Annotated in this window: 16 protein-coding genes; 2 read left to right on the plus strand and 14 right to left on the minus strand. The window is 58.1% G+C overall.

The window, feature by feature from the left end; translation table 11 throughout:
- Positions 1–99: 99 nt before the first annotated feature.
- The 13 genes from AC2FPW_RS19760 to hutI form a co-directional block, all read right to left on the minus strand.
- Positions 100–855: a methyltransferase domain-containing protein gene (locus AC2FPW_RS19760; protein WP_496815058.1), complete on the minus strand. Its 756-nt coding sequence runs from the start codon at positions 853–855 to the stop codon at positions 100–102.
- The gene (locus AC2FPW_RS19765) at positions 852–1,472 is read right to left on the minus strand and encodes a pimeloyl-ACP methyl esterase BioG family protein (RefSeq protein ID WP_496815059.1); all 621 of its coding nucleotides are present in this window, start codon (positions 1,470–1,472) and stop codon (positions 852–854) included. Before AC2FPW_RS19765 ends, AC2FPW_RS19760 begins: the two co-directional genes overlap by 4 nt.
- Positions 1,469–2,755, minus strand: a complete 1,287-nt coding sequence (bioA, locus tag AC2FPW_RS19770) for an adenosylmethionine--8-amino-7-oxononanoate transaminase (protein WP_496815060.1) — start codon at positions 2,753–2,755, stop codon at positions 1,469–1,471. Before bioA ends, AC2FPW_RS19765 begins: the two co-directional genes overlap by 4 nt.
- Positions 2,752–3,372 carry a dethiobiotin synthase gene (gene bioD / locus AC2FPW_RS19775; protein WP_480773632.1) on the minus strand — a complete coding sequence of 207 codons (621 nt, stop codon included), beginning with the start codon at positions 3,370–3,372 and terminating at the stop codon, positions 2,752–2,754. The genes bioA and bioD overlap by 4 nt, the downstream gene beginning before the upstream one ends.
- Positions 3,369–4,502, minus strand: coding sequence for an 8-amino-7-oxononanoate synthase (locus AC2FPW_RS19780; RefSeq protein WP_496815061.1), 1,134 nt, complete (start codon positions 4,500–4,502; stop codon positions 3,369–3,371). Before AC2FPW_RS19780 ends, bioD begins: the two co-directional genes overlap by 4 nt.
- On the minus strand, positions 4,499–5,479 hold the full coding sequence (gene bioB, locus AC2FPW_RS19785) for a biotin synthase BioB (RefSeq protein ID WP_496815062.1): 981 nt from the start codon (positions 5,477–5,479) through the stop codon (positions 4,499–4,501). The genes AC2FPW_RS19780 and bioB overlap by 4 nt, the downstream gene beginning before the upstream one ends.
- A 114-nt stretch (positions 5,480–5,593) precedes the next feature.
- Positions 5,594–6,442 (minus strand): carboxylating nicotinate-nucleotide diphosphorylase, encoded by an 849-nt coding sequence (gene nadC / locus AC2FPW_RS19790; protein ID WP_496815063.1) that lies wholly within the window; start codon positions 6,440–6,442, stop codon positions 5,594–5,596.
- Positions 6,439–8,007, minus strand: a complete 1,569-nt coding sequence (locus AC2FPW_RS19795) for an L-aspartate oxidase (protein WP_496815064.1) — start codon at positions 8,005–8,007, stop codon at positions 6,439–6,441. Before AC2FPW_RS19795 ends, nadC begins: the two co-directional genes overlap by 4 nt.
- 6 nt (positions 8,008–8,013) lie before the next feature.
- Positions 8,014–9,063 (minus strand): quinolinate synthase NadA, encoded by a 1,050-nt coding sequence (gene nadA, locus AC2FPW_RS19800; RefSeq protein ID WP_267366643.1) that lies wholly within the window; start codon positions 9,061–9,063, stop codon positions 8,014–8,016.
- A 142-nt stretch (positions 9,064–9,205) separates the two neighbouring features.
- Complete coding sequence (hutU, locus tag AC2FPW_RS19805; RefSeq protein WP_496815065.1) at positions 9,206–10,888, minus strand: urocanate hydratase; 1,683 nt, start codon at positions 10,886–10,888, stop codon at positions 9,206–9,208.
- On the minus strand, positions 10,885–11,679 hold the full coding sequence (hutG, locus tag AC2FPW_RS19810; RefSeq protein WP_496815066.1) for an N-formylglutamate deformylase: 795 nt from the start codon (positions 11,677–11,679) through the stop codon (positions 10,885–10,887). Before hutG ends, hutU begins: the two co-directional genes overlap by 4 nt.
- Positions 11,676–13,214: a histidine ammonia-lyase gene (gene hutH / locus AC2FPW_RS19815; RefSeq protein ID WP_480483635.1), complete on the minus strand. Its 1,539-nt coding sequence runs from the start codon at positions 13,212–13,214 to the stop codon at positions 11,676–11,678. The genes hutG and hutH overlap by 4 nt, the downstream gene beginning before the upstream one ends.
- Positions 13,211–14,419 (minus strand): imidazolonepropionase, encoded by a 1,209-nt coding sequence (gene hutI, locus AC2FPW_RS19820; protein WP_496815067.1) that lies wholly within the window; start codon positions 14,417–14,419, stop codon positions 13,211–13,213. The genes hutH and hutI overlap by 4 nt, the downstream gene beginning before the upstream one ends.
- An 82-nt stretch (positions 14,420–14,501) precedes the next feature.
- Between hutI and AC2FPW_RS19825 the strand changes: the two genes are divergently transcribed.
- Positions 14,502–15,866: a formimidoylglutamate deiminase gene (locus tag AC2FPW_RS19825; protein WP_496815068.1), complete on the plus strand. Its 1,365-nt coding sequence runs from the start codon at positions 14,502–14,504 to the stop codon at positions 15,864–15,866.
- On the opposite strand, the gene AC2FPW_RS19830 is transcribed toward AC2FPW_RS19825, so the two are convergent.
- On the minus strand, positions 15,863–16,411 hold the full coding sequence (locus AC2FPW_RS19830) for a HutD/Ves family protein (protein WP_496815069.1): 549 nt from the start codon (positions 16,409–16,411) through the stop codon (positions 15,863–15,865). The two genes, AC2FPW_RS19825 and AC2FPW_RS19830, sit on opposite strands and share 4 nt — an antisense overlap.
- 67 nt (positions 16,412–16,478) lie before the next feature.
- Between AC2FPW_RS19830 and hutC the strand changes: the two genes are divergently transcribed.
- Positions 16,479–17,180: a histidine utilization transcriptional repressor HutC gene (gene hutC, locus AC2FPW_RS19835; protein ID WP_496815070.1), complete on the plus strand. Its 702-nt coding sequence runs from the start codon at positions 16,479–16,481 to the stop codon at positions 17,178–17,180.
- The last annotated feature ends 6 nt before the right edge of the window (positions 17,181–17,186 follow it).

A 17,186-nucleotide genomic window follows, 5' to 3' on the forward strand; every position in this document is an offset into this window, starting at 1 on the left:
AACTGGTGACAATCGCATCAAGGCCGAGGGCCGTGGCTGCGGAGTTTGCGACCGTCTGGAAGTCGCACAAACTACGTTAAACCACGGCAGTATAAGCACCTATCGCTTCCGGGCAATGATCCACACGGGATGATATGTCAGTGAGACCCCGCGATTCGTGCCGAACTCCTTAGCGTATTCGTTTTCGAACCGAGCCAGCGTGGACTTGGTCCATGTCCCTTGCGCCCTGCCGTTTACACCTGTTCTTCGCAAATACCTAAGTACCTCGCGGGGCGTATTGAAATAGGTTTGCCTCAGGCTTTCACCAACGGCCAATATCTGCATCGGGCCGTCGACAGCAGCGGCAAGAGCAGTCGGCGTAGTAAGTCCCGGTGCACGGGCAGTTGATCCAATCTGACTAAGCTCTTGATATTGCTGAGGGCCAAAACCCGAAACCGCCAACCACCCGCCGGGCTCCAGCGCGTCCACCGCTTTGTGAAGCAATTGCAACGGGCTTTCCATCCATTGGATCATCGAAGCCGAGGCGATCAGATCAATCCGGGAAGGCCAGTGAACTTCACGCGCATCACCGGCAATGAACGTGGCCTGTTCCGCATCCGCCGTTGCCTGAGCCTGCGGCGCGATGTCGTTCAATATGAGGTTTGGCAGGTGAAATTTTTGTCGCATCAGACGGGTCAGATGCCCTGTGCCACATCCCAGCTCGAAGACAGTTTCAAAGCGGTCCGGGGCTCCGGCACGACGCAGTTCGGACACCAGCTTGCCTGCAACCCAGGCTTGTTGACTTGCCGTGTCGTGGTAGGTTTGAAAGCTTCGGCTAAAGCTCCGCTGCACCCTGTCTGCCAGTTGCGCTGTCATGATACCCAACTCGCCCAACTTTGCCCCCGTAGGAATGGTACGTGCGGCCCCGCAACATGCGCGACTCGGGCCGAGGTTGAGGCCCATGCCGTTTCTTGGGCCGATGTCGGAATGATCCGGTCGTTTGTGGGTATCCACACCCTGTCAAAACCCGGATCAGGGGCAGACCCACGTTGGATCACGGCAAATAGCTCCTGTTGCGCCGCTGCGATGTCCAGTTCCGGGGGCTCACCTGGCAACCCCGCACGGCGGCAGAACTTGGCAAAGCTGCGCTCGGAAAGCTGAGCCGCCGTTTCCTTGATCATGTCGGGCGCAATGCCACGTTCCGGGCACGCCGGGTGCAAAGTGCCGCTGATGGCGATCAAACGGTCGGGACGAAAGCCCGAGCACGCCAGCCAATGCGCAGCCGACGCGACACCAAAGGAAAAGGCCAGCATATCAATGTGATCGAAACGGGCGAGATCAGGCAGGGGATCATCGAGGCTGTTGTAACCTTCCACCAAAAGGATATTCCCGCCCCCCGCAAGACCCCGGAACGGAGCATCGCCCAATGCCCATCCACCGAACACAAGGGTCAGAGTACTGTCACCCGATTGCGCCAGCCAACGGCTTTTCATTTCTGCCCCCCAGCCAGAGCAAGCATCGCAGACGTTACCCTGCTCAGTTCGTCAGGTGAAATGACATAGGGGGGCATGCAATAAATATTGCGAGCGAACGGGCGCAGCCAAACACCGGTTTCCGCAGCCAATCCATGTGCGATGGAGGGGTCGACCCGCTCATCCATCTCGATGACGCCGATTGCGCCAAGCACGCGCACATCCGCTACACCGGATAGATTGCGCGCGGGGGCGAGTTCGGCCTTCATCTGCTGCGAGATTGATGCAACTTCCTGCTTCCAGTTTCGCCGTTGCAACTGGTCAAGGCTCGCCACCCCTGCCGAACAAGCCAAAGGGTTGGCCATGTAGGTGGGACCGTGCATCAAAATTCCGGCCTCGCTTTCACCGATCCCGCGAGCGACGGCCTCGGTCGCGATAGTGGCTGCCAAGGTGATATGCCCACCTGTCAATGCCTTGCCAAGACACAGGATATCCGGAACCACCCCCGCGTGATCCATTGCAAACATTTCGCCGCTGCGTCCGAAACCGGTCGCGATCTCATCAAAGATTAGCAAAACGTCATGCGCATCACACAAGGCGCGCGCCCCGCGTAACCATGCGGGGTGATAGAAATACATCCCACCCGCGCCCTGCACCACCGGTTCAAGGATCAGTGCGGCAATCCTGTTGCCTTTGTCGTTCAGCAACGCCTCAAGCGCCTCCAACCCGTTCTCGGAAGGGTCGTCAAGCCACTCATCACCGAACTGGATGTGAGGGCGTGGCAGAAAGTGCTGGATCGACAACGCACCGCGAAACAGACCATGCATCCCGTTGACGGGATCACAAACGCTCATCGCTTTCCATGTGTCGCCATGATAGCCACCCCGGATCGTGGCAAATTCAGACCGTTCGCCCCGGCCTTTGGCAATCTGGTACTGGACTGCCATCTTCAACGCGACTTCAATCGCGACCGAGCCGCTGTCGCTGTAGAAAATGCGATCCAGGCCATCTGGCAGAAGGTCGACCAACCTGCGCCCGAGTTCCACGGCGGGTTCGTGGGTCAGACCGCCAAACATCACATGCGGCAGTGTATTCAGCTGCTTTTGCATCGCATCGATGATGGCCGGGTGCCTGTGGCCATGCACCGTACACCACCAGGACGACATTGCGTCGATCATTCTGATGCCATCAGCACGCGTCAGCCAGACACCTTCTGCCCCGGTAATCAGGTGCATCGGGCCGGGTTCAAGCACATGTGTATAAGGGTGCCACAGATGGCGCGCATCAAATTCCAACGGGGTCACAGGAACCTCCGAATGGTCGCCACATCGATTGCCGAAAATGCGCTGTTCAGGCACTGCGGTGTCAGATCGCTCAGAAATGGCAGGCGTCCCAGATGATGCACTTTACACATCTCGACGATGGTTTGCTCTACGTCCGGCACGGGGTCACCCACGAATGCGACGCCGACAACCTCGCAGCCAGCAGCCCGAAGCGCCATCAGAGACAATGTGGTGTGGTTGATCGTTCCCAAGGCGGTGCGCGCAACAAGAACAACCGGAGCCTGCCATCCGGCAATCACGTCCAGAAAGAAGGACTGGCGGTTCAGCGGCACCATGAGGCCCCCTGCCCCTTCGACAACCAGAGGCCCGTCCACTTTCGGAATTTCAAGACGCGAGAGGTCAATCTCAACGCCCATGTCTTCGGCAGACAGATGCGGTGAGGCGGGCATGTTCAGCCGGTACGCTTCGGGCAGAACCTCGGCACCGCTCAGCGCGCTGACGGTTTCAGTGTCTGTAACATCCTCAAGACCAGACTGAACAGGTTTCCAGTACCGGGCCTGCAACGCTGCCGCCAGACCAGCCGAAAACACGGTTTTTCCAACACCTGTGTCGGTTCCGGTAACGATCAGCGCGCTCATGCGGCCTCCGACTGACAGATTGAGATAGTGGTGAACAAGGCCGTGATATCCTGAAGGGTGACGTTTCCGGTAATCGAGACGCGCAAACGGGATGTGCCTTTTGGGACAGTGGGCGGGCGGATGCCCCGAACGTCAAAAACCTGCTGCTGCAAAGTGGCCGCCATCGCCATTGTGCGCTCGTCATCTCCCAGTACAACCGGGATGATCTGGCTGTTCAACGCGGCGGCGGGCAACCCCAGTTCCCGTGCGGTGTCATGGGCATGGCGCATACGTTCATGCGCGCCTTCAACCAGGCTGACATCCTCGGCCAATTCCCGTAACGCAGCACGAACCAGAGCAGCGTTCAAAGGCGACGGAGCGGTCGCAAAGATGAAGGGACGAGCGCGGTTGATCAGGGTATCTATCATCACGCGCGGACCGCAGATCAGCCCACCTGAAACACCAAGCCCTTTACCGCAGGTATGCAATGTCAGCAGATCAGCATTCAGGACATGCGCAAGACCCCTGCCTCGTTGGCCGAAAACACCGGTGGCGTGGGCCTCATCAACAACCAAAACTGCATCAGCTTCGCGCGCAAGTGCGGACAGGTCTTCCAGCGGCGCCAGGTCACCTTCCATAGAATACACACTTTCGACCGCAATCCAGACCTGACCCGAACCGCCTGTAGATTGCCAGTCGCGCAATACGTTGCGTGCATCCGCAACATCATTGTGACGGAAGGCACGCAGGTCTGCACGGCTGGACCGCATACCTTCATGGGCGCTCGCGTGAACCAGGGCGTCATAAAGGACCAAATCCTCAGCCGCTGGCAACGTGGAGAAGATTGCCTGATTGGCCTGGAACCCGCCTCCCATGAACAGCGCGGCCTCAGCCTCAAAGAATGCGGCCGCTTCCCGCTCCAGCGCTTCATGTTCAGGGTGGTTGCCCCGCAACAGACGTGAACCTCCCGAACCTACAGGCACACCCCGCGACAGCGCATCATGTGCCGCACGTTGTAACACTTGAGATCCGGCAAGACCCAGATAGTCATTCGACGCGAAATCCAGCCCTTGCGTCGGGATCAAGGCCCGGCGGCGGTGCCGGGCTTGAAGCGCATCAAGCATCGATTCCAGTCGGTTGACTGCTTTCATTCGGCAGCTTCCGTGCAGTTTCGCGTTTCGGCTTTTTCAGCTTGCAGGCCAAGTTTCGCAAACAGGATCGAGTCGGTGTCTTCTTGGGGGTTTTCCGCCGTCAAAAGAGTTTCACCGACAAAGATGGAATTTGCCCCGGCGAAGAAGCACATCGCCTGCATCTCGTCGCTCATGTCACTGCGACCGGCGGACAACCGAACATAGGCTTTGGGCATCAGAATGCGAGCGGTCGCGATGATCCGCACAAAGTCGATCGGATCGATCAGCTCGGCGTCGGCAAGCGGGGTATCGGCCTGCGGCATCAACATATTGATCGGCACCGAGTCCGGCGGAGGCGTCATGTTGGCCAATGTCAGCAACATGTCGATACGGTCGCCAGTATGTTCACCCATCCCCAGAATGCCGCCCGAGCAAACCTTGATCCCGGCTTCCTGCACCCGGTTCATCGTGTCAATCCGATCCGCAAAGGTGCGGGTGGTGATGACTTCGGAGTAATAACGTTCCGAGGTGTCGATGTTGTGATTGTAATAGTCCAAACCGGCATCGCGCAGCTGCACCACCTGGGTGTCGTCGAGCATACCCAGCGTCATGCAGGTTTCCATACCCAGTTCCTTGACGCCCTCGACCATCGCGACCAGCGCATCCATATCGCGCGCCTTTGGCTCGCGCCACGCCGCCCCCATGCAAAACCGGGTCGCGCCGCCATCGCGGGCTTTTTTAGCCTCGGTCAGAACGCGCTGAACCTCGATCAGCTTCGACGCGGGCAAGGTTGATCCATTGCGGGCTGATTGCGAGCAATAGGCGCAATCCTCGGCGCAGCCACCAGTCTTGATCGACAATAGCTTCGAGGTCTGGATCTGGTTCGGATCAAAGTTTTCGCGATGCACGGTCTGCGCACGAAACAAAAGATCCATCAACGGAAGATCGTGAATAGCTTGCGCAGTTTTACGGGTCCAGCCGGAGTGTGGGATGATCATTTTATCTATAAAACTTTCTGCAGCTTGCGTTGCCGTGAATTTATTATCGATAAAACTTGAATACGCAACTGTGTTGGCGCAAACGATCATAAATCAAGCGGAAATGCCGCGCCTTCAGAAATCGAGCCCCAGATCGACGGTGCGGGCGGAATGCGTCAAGGCACCGGACGAGATGTAATCCACCCCTGTCGCCGCAATTGATGCGACCCGTTCCAACGTTACATTGCCGCTGGCTTCGGTCTTCAACCGCCCGCCCACCATGGCAACCGCTTCGCGCAGCATGTCATTGTCCATGTTGTCCAGCAAAACCACTGAAGCACCGCCAACGTCCAGCACTTCGGCAAGCTGGTCCAGTCGATCAACTTCAATCTCGACCGCCATCATGTGACTGGCCTGTGCCTTGGCGGCTTCAAGGACCTGCCGAATGCCACCTGCCGCAGCAATGTGGTTGTCCTTGATCAGGATCGCATCTGATAAGGAATAGCGGTGGTTGAAACCGCCACCGTGCAGCACGGCCTGTTTTTCCACGATGCGCAGGCCTGGCGTGGTTTTGCGCGTGCAGGTCATGCGGGCCGTAGTGCCGTTGGTCTGCTCCACAAATGCGGCTGTCATTGTGGCAATACCCGTCAGGCGTCCGGCAAAGTTCAGAGCGACGCGTTCGCCGGACAGGATCGATGCGGCAGAGCCCTTGATGGTCATCAGTGTATCACCGCGTGCGCAACGCGAACCATCGTTGATCCGCACGTCAACCTCAAGCGACGGGTCCACAAGCCGGAACGCGATTGCGGCGACCTGCGTCCCCGACACGACGGCGTTTTCGCGCGCGTTCAGTCTGGCTGTATAGGTTGTTTCCTGTGGGATCACGGCGCGGGTTGTCACATCACCGTAGCTTCCTAGATCCTCCATCAGCGCAGCGCGGACCATGGGTTCCAGGATCAGATCTGGCAGGATCGCATATGTCATGACAGTTCCTCGCAGGCTTTGGCCCGAATGCTCATTGCTTCGGACAAATACATCCGGGACCGCTCTCCGGGCCCATCATTGGCTTTTGGAAAGTCGGATCGCTTATGGGCACCGCGGCTTTCTTCGCGGTGCAAAGCAGCAGCAGCGATCAGAGTCGCGGTGGCACACATGTTGCGAAATGACGGGCAGGCACCTTGCTGCGCCTCCAACTGCGCAATAGTTTGCAGAGCACGGATTAGGCCCGTCCAGTCCCGGACAACACCAACGTCGCGCGTCATGGTTTCGCGCAACTCCTGGATAGCCTTTGTCGTGTCTGGGGTCACCACGTGAACAAACTGCAATGCAACGGGGTCGGCATTTGACACCACCGGAACGGATGCCCCTATACTTTCGGCGCAGATGCGCGCAAAGACAAGCGCCTCAAGCAACCCGTTCGAGGCCAGCCGGTTGGCCCCGTGAAGGCCGGTCGAAGATGCCTCACCGCAGACCCAAAGCCCGTCAAGTGTCGCGCGACCGTCAGTGTCGGTGGCAATACCACCCATGTGATAATGCGCTGCCGGTGCGACCGGGATCGGTTCGTTGACCGGGTCGATACCATTGCGCGCGCAGTATTCGGCAACTGCCGGGAACAGGTCCGTTATCTTCGAGCCCAATGCGGTGCGGGTGTCCAGCATGGGTCGGTTGCCTGCCTGCACTTCGGCAAAAATCGCACGCGCGACAATGTCTCGCGGGGCGAGTTCCGCGTCCGGGTGAACGGATAACATGAACCGCTCACCCTTATTGTTGATCAGGGTTGCCCCTTCGCCGCGCAACGCTTCGGTTGCCAGCGGTGCCGGATCTTCACCAACATCCATTGCCGTCGGATGAAACTGAACGAATTCGGCGTCAGCAATAAGCGCACCAGAACGTGCGGCCATCCCGATGACCTGCCCACGAATGCGTGCCGGATTGGTCGTCAAGGAATACAACCCACCAGAGCCACCCCCGGCAAGCAATACGGCAGGCCCGCAGATCGTAACGGGCTCGGACCCTGTTTCTGATGCGTCCTGAACCGTGACACCTGTCACCCGACCGTTTGATACGTCCAGCGCCGTGGCAAGGACACCTTCCAACACCTGAACCGAGGGCGTTTCATGCACCCGTTCGATCAGGGCAGCCATGATTTCACTACCTGCCTGATCCCCCTTCACCCGTACGACACGGGCGAAGCTATGCGCCGCTTCGCGTGACAACACGTAACTGCCATCCTTGGTGCGATCGAATGGTGTGCCCAATGTCGTCAGGTCAAGGATATATTGCCGAGCCTCGCGCGTGACCAGATCGGCAACGGCCGGAACGACTATTCCCGCGCCAGCCTTGACGGTGTCCAGGCTATGGCTTTCCGGGCTATCCGACAAATCCATTGCCGCGGCCACACCGCCTTGCGCCCATGAGGAACTTGCACCTTCGCCCAAAACATCGGGTGAGATTACAACCACTGGCCGCGGCGCGAGCTTCAATGCTGCATAAAGCGCGCCGATGCCAGCCCCCACAATAATGACGCGATCCGTGGTGACTTTGGTCATTTCAGATCAAATGCCGAGCTTGCGGGACAGATCAATCATCGCCTGAACGGATTTGCGCGCCTTTTCAGCCACATCTTCGGCGACCTCGACCTGCCCTTCCATCGTGTGCAGGGCGAAGAGGATCTTTTCAAGCGTGATTTTCTTCATATACGGGCACATGTTGCATGGCCCTACAAATTCGACCTCGGGCAATTCATCGGCAATGTTGGATGCCATCGAACACTCGGTGATCAGCATCGCCTTTTTCGGCTTTTCATCATGCACGTATTTGATGATGCCGCTGGTCGAGCCGGAATAGTCTGCCTCGGCCACCACATCCGGCGGGCATTCAGGATGCGCGATAAGCCGTGTTCCCGGGTTCCATTCGCGGAAGTCGCGCAGGTCCTGTGCCGTGTATTGTTCATGCACAATGCAAGAGCCGGGCCAATACACCACATTCTTGTGGCTTTGATTGGCAACATTTTGCGCCAGGTACTGATCCGGCGTCATGATGACCGTATCACTTTCCATGGCGTTGACGATCTGAAGCGCGTTCGAAGAGGTGCAGCAGATATCCGAAGCTGCTTTGACCTCGGCAGTGGTGTTTACATAGGACACAACCGGCGCGCCGGGGTATTTGGCACGCATTTCATCGATTCCCTCAGCGGTGATCGATTCTGCCAACGAACAACCGGCATCCATGTCGGGCATCAGAACAGTCTTCTGAGGGCTGAGGATTTTCGATGTCTCGGCCATGAAATGAACACCGGCCTGAACAATCACATCTTCTTCGACTTCACTGGCCTTGATCGCAAGCTGCAAACTGTCCCCAACGAAATCGGACACACCGTGAAAAATCTCGGGCGTCATGTAATTGTGCCCAAGGATCACGGCATTACGCTCTTTCTTGAGCGTATTGATGGCTCGCACGTAAGGCGCGTAGATTGCCCAATCTGGTGGGCTGACCACGCGGTCCATGCGGGCAAACGTGTCTTTCATCTCATTGGCCAGTGCGGCCGATGGGGCAAGGTCATAAACGTCCGAAATCACCGAGCGGACATGTGCAATATCGAGCAACGGGTAGCCACCTTTGTCAGTTGCCTTCAACCCCACGGGGTTGTTGAACGGCTTAGCCCTAGCCGAAACAGCACCGGTTCGAAACTGGAAAATGTGACGTTAGCGCTAAGGCAAACCGACAAAACAAAGGTTGGCGTGGTAATCAGCCCAAAATGCCCGGCAATCGCAGCCCATGTTCACGAGCGCAGGCTTTCGCGTCCTCGTACCCGGCGTCCGCATGACGCCAAACGCCTGACGCGGGATCATTCCAGAGCACCCTCTCCAATCGCTTGGCGGCGGCATCGGTTCCGTCTGCGCAGATGACGACGCCTGCATGCTGACTGAACCCCATGCCAACGCCACCGCCGTGATGCAGCGAAACCCAGGTCGCACCCGAGGCCGTATTGACAAGCGCATTCAGCAGCGGCCAGTCCGAAACAGCGTCCGAACCGTCCTTCATCGCCTCGGTTTCGCGGTTGGGTGAGGCAACAGAACCACTGTCAAGATGATCTCGGCCGATGACGACCGGAGCTTTCAATTCGCCGTTTCTAACCATCTCGTTGAACGCCAGCCCGGCCTTGTGGCGATCTCCTAGCCCGATCCAACAGATCCGCGCCGGCAGGCCCTGAAACGCAATACGCTCCTGCGCCATGTCCAACCAGTTGTGCAGATGGGTATTGTCGGGGAACAGTTCCTTCATCTTGGCGTCGGTCTTGTAGATATCTTCAGGGTCGCCGGACAACGCGCACCAGCGGAAGGGACCGATACCCCGACAAAAGAGCGGGCGAATGTAGGCGGGCACGAAGCCTGGGAAAGCAAAAGCGTTCTCCAACCCCTCATCCTGAGCCACCTGTCGGATGTTGTTGCCGTAATCCAACGTCGGCACGCCCGCGCTCCAAAAGTCCACCATTGCAGCGACGTGTTGCTTCATCGAAGCACGTGCAGCCTTTTCGACCGCCTTCGGGTCACTTTCGCGCTTGTCTTTCCATTGCGCCATGGTCCAACCAAGCGGCAGGTAGCCATTTACCGGATCGTGGGCACTGGTCTGATCCGTGACAATATCGGGGCGCATCCCGCCAGCTTGCATCCGAGCGTAAATTTCCGGGAAGATTTCAGCGGCATTTCCCAACAGACCAACGGATTTCGCTTCGCCTGCCTTGGTCCAGCGATCAATCATTGCCAGCGCTTCGTCCAGCGTCTCGGCTTTTTCGTCCAGGTATTTTGTACGCAAGCGAAAGTCGATGCTGTCCGGGTTGCATTCCACGGCCAGACAACAAGCCCCTGCAAAGACAGCGGCCAGAGGCTGCGCGCCGCCCATTCCACCCAGTCCCCCGGTCAGGATCCACTTACCTGTCAGGTCACCGCCATAGTGCTGTCGCCCGGCCTCGGCAAAGGTTTCATAAGTGCCCTGCACGATGCCCTGTGTACCGATATAGATCCACGAGCCAGCGGTCATCTGGCCGTACATCATCAGACCTTTCTTATCGAGTTCGTTGAAGTGGCCCCAATTGGCCCAGTGCGGCACAAGGTTCGAGTTAGCGATCAATACGCGGGGTGCATCGCTATGGGTGCGAACAATGGCAACCGGCTTGCCGGACTGGACGATCAGCGTTTCATCCTCTTCCAGATCCTTCAGGCTGGCAACGATGGTGTCAAAATCCTTCCACGTCCGCGCCGCGCGGCCAATCCCGCCATAGACCACCAGTTCATGCGGGTTTTCGGCCACGTCCGGATGCAGGTTGTTCATCATCATCCGCAATGGCGCCTCGGTCATCCAGCTTTTGGCGTTCAGTTCTGGTCCGGTGGGCGGAAAGATGTCACGGGTGTTTTTGCGAGGATCGGTCATCGGGCAAGCTCCAATGCTGTGTCATTGAGGACGTCTAGAATGTCTTTCAACCAACGGCGGAGACGGTTGGCTTTGGCGGTGTCAAAAGTCCAGGGCGGTATTTCTGAGGTCAGGTAGGTCGACTGCGCCAGCTCCATCTGGATCGCGTGAATACAGTTATCCGGATGTCCGTAGTGGCGTGTCGTCCACCCGCCTTTGAAGCGCCCGTTCAAAACGGTGCTGTAAGGGGATGAAGCGGCAAACTCATGTGCAATTGTTTCGATTTCCAATGCACAGGTCATCCCGTTATTTGTGCCAATGTTCATGTCGGGCAATACGCCGTCGAACAGAAAAGGAATGCGGCTGCGGATTGAGTGGCAATCATACAGCACAGCGATGCCATGGATCGCCTTCACCCTCTCCAGTTCGGCCAGCAAAGCGGCGTGATATGGCGCATGAAATGCGTCACGCCGTTCAATGATATCTTTTTCAGTTGGAGGGATGTCCCAGATGTCCTGCCCGTCGAAATCCGTCAGCGGCACCAGGGTCGTCGTGTTCTGGCCAGGGTAAAGGGAAGTACCGCTCGGGTCACGGTTGGCGTCGATCACATAGCGATGAAAGGTGGCCCGGACCGTGGTAGCACCGGGCAAAAGCCCGTCGTAAAGCATGTGGATGTGCCAATCCGTATCTGCCAGCGCCCGACCCCGTGCATTCAGCTTGGCATCAATCGCCGCAGGCACATAGGTTCCCGTGTGAGGCAGCCCCAAAACAATTGGACTATCGCCCTGAACTACTTCGACTGGATCAGTCATGCGCCAAGCTCCGGCATGGCGACACCAGCGCCATCGGAAATCTCACCGCTTGCAATAAGGGCCGAGGCTGCTTCGATGTCATTTGCCATGTACCTGTCATCTTCCAACGCCGGTACAACAGAACGCAGACGCGCCATGACACCTTGAAGGCTTTCACTGGTTGGCAGCGGCGCGCGATATTCAACCCCTTGCGTTGCGCACAGCAACTCGACCCCCAGGATACGTTCCAGATTGGTCACCATTTGCCCCAGCCGCCGTGCGCCATGGGCGGCCATTGACACGTGATCTTCCTGATTGGCCGAAGTCGGTGTTGAATCCGTGACGCAAGGATTGGCCAGATGCTTGTTTTCGCTCATCAGCGCGGCTGTCGTGACTTCGGCAATCATCAGGCCAGAGTTCAAACCGGGGTTGGGTGTCAAAAAGGGAGGCAAATCAAAGCTGAGCACCGGATCGACGATCAGCGCGATGCGTCGCTGCGCAATCGCCCCGATCTCGGCCACTGCCAGAGCAATCATGTCGGCGGCAAACCCGACCGGTTCTGCATGAAAGTTTCCGCCTGATACGATCAATCCGGCCTCGGCCAGAACCAGAGGGTTATCGGTGGCGGCGTTGGCTTCGGTTTCCAGTGTCACCGAAGCCTGACGCAGCACATCCATTGCGGCACCAACAACCTGCGGCTGGCAGCGGATGCAGTACGGGTCCTGAACCCGCGTATCACCGTCCCGATGGCTTTCGCGAATGACCGACCCAGCCAGTAGCGCGCGCATGGTTGCACCCGCTTCGATCTGGCCCCTGTGGCCACGCAAGGCGTGAATTTCGGGTTGCAAAGGCGCGGTAGACCCCATGATCGCATCAGTTGTCAGGGCTGAAGTGACCAAAGCGCTTTGCGCCGCCCGCCAAGCGCCGAAAAGCCCCGCCAGCGCAAACGCCGTAGAAAACTGAGTGCCGTTGATCAGCGCCAGACCTTCCTTGGGGCCAAGTTCGACCGGGGTCAAACCTGCCGCTGCCAGCGCGTCGCCGCCAGACATGAGGGTGCCGCCAAACTCGGCCTCACCCTCGCCCATCATGACGGCTGCCATGTGCGACAGCGGTGCCAGATCGCCCGAAGCACCAACAGACCCCTGTGCCGGGATTACCGGTGTCACCCCTGCGCCAAGCATCGCTTCCAGCAGGTCAATCAGTTCCAGCCGCACACCCGACGCGCCACGTCCGAGGCTGAGCAGTTTGAGTGCCATCATGAGCCGCGCAACAGCACGCGGGATCGCTGGTCCGACGCCACAGCAATGGGACAGGATCAGGTTGCGTTGCAGCGTCGCGGTATCCTCGGCCGCGATCTTGACGCTTGCCAGTTTTCCAAAGCCCGTATTGACCCCGTAAACGGCGGCTTCGCCAGTCGCCGCCTCAATGATGCGAGCGTGTGCCGCGGCTATCGCAGGCCTGCAATCCGGGTCCAGCCGAACGGCGCATTCTTGGCGGAATACCTGTTCCAGCTGCGCCAGAGAGACAGCGCCGGGAGTTAACGTCAGAGTGGTCAAAATGCGCCTCCGAATATGCGGGCGTGAAGGGGATTAAAACCGATGCGGTAGGCAAGCTCGGCCGGGTGAGTGACATTCCAGACAGCCAGATCCGCCCGCAGGCCCTGAACGATCCTGCCGCAGTCTCTCAGGCCCAGTGCACGCGCGGCATTCACAGTGACACCTTTCAACGCTTCCTCGGGGGTCATTCGAAACAAGGTGCATCCCATGTTCATCGCAAGCAAAAGTGATGTCATCGGAGCCGAGCCCGGATTGCAGTCGGTCGCAAGGGCCATTGGCACGTCGTACTTGCGTAGCAAATCAATTGGCGGTTGTTGCGTCTCGCGCAGGGTGTAGAAAGCCCCGGGCAGTATCACGGCCACCGTGCCTGCCACTTCCATGGCTTTGACACCGCTTTCGTCCAGATACTCGATATGGTCGGCAGAAAGCGCGCCATAGCTTGCAGCAAATTTCGCACCACCCAGGTTGGACAGTTGTTCGGCATGCAATTTGACCGGCAGTCCTAGTTCCTTGGCAACGTCAAACAGTGGCACCAGTTGGTCAGGCAGGAAGGCAATCCCTTCGCAAAAGGCGTCCACTGCATCAACCAAACCCTCGGCATGAGCCGCGCGAAGCGTCGGGATGCAAATCTCTGCAATGTACGCCTCGGGCCGGTCTTTATACTCGGCGGGCACACCATGGGCGCCCAGAAAGCTAGTTATAATGCGCACCGGGCGGCTTTCCTGCAGGGCCCGCGCGGCGCGCAGCATGGTCAGCTCAGTTTCACGATCAAGCCCATAGCCCGACTTGACCTCGATCACCGAGACCCCTTCGGCGATCATCGCGTCCACGCGCGGCAGGGCCTGCGCAATCAAATCCTCTTTATTGGCCGCACGCGTGGCTTTCACGGTCGAAATAATACCACCGCCCGCGCGGGCCACCTCTTCATAGCTGGCACCGTTAAGGCGCATCTCGAACTCAGCCGCGCGGTGGCCACCATGCACCACATGGGTATGGCAATCGATCAGAGCCGGCGTCACCAACCGCCCGTCCAGCGAGGTTTGAGAGAACGTCGCGTATTCTTCCGGCAACTGCGTCTTCGGACCGACCCACGCGATCCGGTCCCCACGCACGACAATCGCCGCGTCTTCGATCAATCCGTATGCATCCGCACCAACCATGGTTGCGGCGTGCAGATCTGTGAACAGATGATCGTGGGTTTGCATTCGAATCCCTCTTCGGTGCAATTCTCTCTTTTCTGGTACAGGTCTTTATGGCATATGTCTATTCATAAAACCGGAGGTAGGGATGACGGTCATTTTCGCAAAACGGGCCTTTCTGGCAGCCGGCTGGGCAGAGAATCTGCGACTCGAGATCAAGAATGGTCGCATTGCCCGACTGACACCCAATGCTGTCGCGCAAATCGGCGACACCCGCGTCGACACTCTACTGCCCGCTTTGGCCAACCTTCACAGCCATGCCTTTCAGCGCGCCATGGCGGGAATGACCGAATATCGGCTGGCTGGCCGTGACAGTTTCTGGACTTGGCGCGATCTGATGTATCGCTTCACAGCCCGCCTGAGCCCTGACCACATTCAGGCCATCGCCGCGCAAGTTTATGTCGAGATGCAGGAGGCCGGATACGCCTCGGTCGGTGAATTCCATTACCTGCACCACCAACCGAACGGGCAACCCTATGACAGAATTTGCGAACTCAGCGACCGGATCATGGCCGCCGCCGCCGAGACCGGAATTGGCCTGACCCATCTGCCCGTGCTCTACAGCTATGCAGGAGTTGGGGAAAAACCGCTGGAGGCGGGGCAGAGACGCTTTGGAAATGATGTGGACCGTTTTTGCGAACTTGTCGCGCAGGCGCGGGATGCGCTCGGTAATCTTCCCGACGACTGTCGCGTCGGCATCGCGCCACACTCCCTGCGCGCCACCTGTCCGCGCGATCTGGCGCAAGTGGTGGCATCACAAAGTTCCGGTCCAATTCATATTCACATTGCCGAACAACCCAGAGAAGTTGAGGAAGTTCAGGCTGGCCTTGGCGCGCGTCCGGTCGAATGGCTGCTGGATAATGCCCCGGTTGATTCCAACTGGTGCCTGATCCATGCCACCCACATGACTGACGAAGAGACTCGCGCCATGGCCCATAGCAATGCCGTTGCCGGTCTGTGCCCGGTGACAGAAGCCAACCTGGGCGACGGGCCTTTCAACGGCCCTGTCTATCTGAGCGCAGGCGGCGCCTTTGGCGTGGGATCGGACTCCAACGTGTTGATTTCCATGACCGAAGAACTCCGCACACTCGAATACTCGCAACGACTGCGCGACCTGTCACGTAACGTGATGGTGGTCGGCGAAGGCTCGGCCGGACAAACCCTTTATCGCGGCGCAGCTATGGGCGGCGCGCAGGCGCTTGGCCGCAATGCGGGGCAAATTACCGAAGGAATGCTGGCTGATCTCGTCGCCATCGACAGTCAAGCCCCTGCCCTTTGTGCACTACAGCCCCACCAGTTGCTGGATGGTTTAGTCTTTGCCGCCAAAGATAATGTCGTTACTGATCTTTGGTCCGCAGGCCGACACCAGGTTCAAAACGGGCGTCACGTCCTGCGCGACAAAGTCGCGAACAACTACAAACAGGCAATAGGTGGGCTTCTTGCTGAGCTTTAGGTCGGGGTCTTATTGAAAATCACGCGAAGGATCTTAGAGCCCGCAGCCGGACTGATCGTAACAGCGGCGTTCAGCGTCATTGCGTCTCCGGCAACCAGCTGCGTTTTGTCTGACATGTGGCCCATTCCCGAGACGACAAAGACGAACTCGCCCGCAGCCCCTTCGAATTCCTGATCATTTGCAAAAACGTTCACTACCACAACGACGATCTTTGGATCGTAGATCACATTGAGCGCACGACACGGCCCGCCCAACAGACGCGCATTCAGCGCGAGCGCTCCGTCGAACGAAACCGGCAGGAATGGTCGCGCTGGTAAAACGCCACTATCGCCGAGCAAATCAAGCCCGGCGCCTTCGATGATCGTGTGTACACGCGCCATGCCTGGAAATCGGGAAAAAGGCCCATCCCGATCGATCCGGGCCACACTGATACGCCAGACGACGTGCTCGCCGACCCGCTTCGCGGCAAGTTCGGTTGTTACACCACCACCATTGGCCCAAGGCGTAACCGCGCAATCCTGCAATCTTATAAGGTTCTGGGTCAAATTCTTTGCATCTCACCGTTAACATAGACATAATACTAATAAGTTCGAAAAAAATAGTGAGCACAATGTGAACGGGCAGAAAAACACCGGCTTCCAGGATGTCCGCGATGAAGTTCTGAATCGCATCCAGACCAGAATCTGGCCGCAAGGCAGCCTGCTGCCTACCGAACTGGAGCTTGCCGCCGAATTCGGTTGTGCTCGCGCAACTGTCAATCGCGCTCTGCGTGAACTCGCTGATCAGGGTATTGTTACACGGAAACGCAAAGGCGGCACGCGTGTGGTCACAACACCGGTCAAACAGGCCAGGCTGCCCATTGCAGTAGTCCGGCAAACCATTGAAGACATGAATGCAGAATACCGGTATGCGTTGGTCAGCCGTACGCTGATAGATTGCCCGGCATGGCTACAAGCCAAACTCGGACTGCCCGAGGGCACACAAATTCTGCATTTGCGCTGTATGCACCATGCCGACAATCGCCCCTTCCAGTTCGAGGAGCGATGGATCAATACAGCCGCAGTACCGCACGTCATGAATGAGGACTTTCTGACCACCGGTCCAAACGAATGGTTGCTGGCCGAAGTTCCGTTTTCGAACGCGGAAATTGCCTTCTCGGCTGTTCCGGCGACCGGCTCGCTTCAGGACTTTCTTTCAGTTCCGCCCGGAACACCTTTGTTCCAGTTGGAGCGGACAACGTGGTTTCGAAAAACCCCGGTCACCTTTGTACGCATGACCTTTCATCAGGGGTATCAAATGCGGACAACCTACTGAGGCTTT

It is taken from the genome of Ruegeria sp. SATB027, assembly GCF_059613825.1.